Source organism: Fructilactobacillus sanfranciscensis DSM 20451, assembly GCF_001436035.1.
In the GTDB taxonomy this organism is placed as follows: domain Bacteria; phylum Bacillota; class Bacilli; order Lactobacillales; family Lactobacillaceae; genus Fructilactobacillus; species Fructilactobacillus sanfranciscensis.
Genome location: NZ_AYYM01000055.1, coordinates 1 through 868 on the forward strand (window position 1 = coordinate 1; position 868 = coordinate 868).

The 868-nt window shown below is 31.6% G+C and carries 2 protein-coding genes; both read left to right on the top strand.

The window, feature by feature from the left end; all coding sequences use genetic code 11:
• The first annotated feature begins 179 nt into the window (after positions 1 to 179).
• Positions 180 to 332: a hypothetical protein gene (locus tag FD36_RS06820; RefSeq protein WP_170126602.1), complete on the top strand. Its 153-nt coding sequence runs from the start codon at positions 180 to 182 to the stop codon at positions 330 to 332.
• A gap of 152 nt (positions 333 to 484) precedes the next feature.
• Positions 485 to 802 carry an HU family DNA-binding protein gene (locus tag FD36_RS06355; RefSeq protein ID WP_056958864.1) on the top strand — a complete coding sequence of 106 codons (318 nt, stop codon included), beginning with the start codon at positions 485 to 487 and terminating at the stop codon, positions 800 to 802.
• Positions 803 to 868: the final 66 nt, after the last annotated feature.

Below are 868 nucleotides of genomic sequence, written 5' to 3' on the forward strand. Positions count from 1 at the left end.
GCTAAGTGGGAGTAGTTCAATGAAGATGCTTTAGATCGATTAGAGCAACCAGATTATACCATCAGTGAGTGGCAAGCAACTGATGACTTTATTAGCGATTGGCTTAACAGTGATTGTGATGACTACTTAATGACTTTAAAAAAGTATTGTAATAAATGTGACGAAGGAGAAGATTTATAATGGCAAAAAGTTTAATGAAAATTATTGAAGGAAAACGTGTGCTAGCTAAAGAATGGCAAGAAGGAAACAAGGATTATGTGAAAAGAAGAAATACCAGAATGTATAGTGATCGCATGGGGTTTAAAGTGAAAAAAGCTATTAAAAACAAGTAAAGAGGCTAGATAATGTCACTCGAAAAACAAAAAAAGTACGTTAAAGAACAAGAAAAGCTCTCTAAAGAACAAGAAAAGCTCTCTAAAGAACAAAAGAATTCAAAATAGTGAGTTAAAAAACTAAAAAATATTTAAAAAGGGGAAATTTTATTATGACAGTTAATTTTACACAATCGCAAGAAATTAAAAAACTAGCACATCAAGAAGATATACCAGCTGCTTATGTCAAAAAAATTTTAGATCAATATATCTCCGATATCCGAAGAAGTGTTAAAAGCAATGGAAAAGCTTCTATTAATAATTTGGGGACTTTTAGATTAAAAAAGCAGAATGCCTATGTTGGACGTAATCCTCAGACAGGTGAAAAGGTCGATGTACCTGCTAAAATGCGGATTCTTTTCACTGCTTCTAATATTTTTAAAGCAGAAGTAAATGGAGAATTCAATACCGAAACAGAGTCTAATAACTAAATGAATTTGACGTTTAATTTTTTGATGAAGATGGAAATAGATGTAATTGAACTACTCCCACTTAGC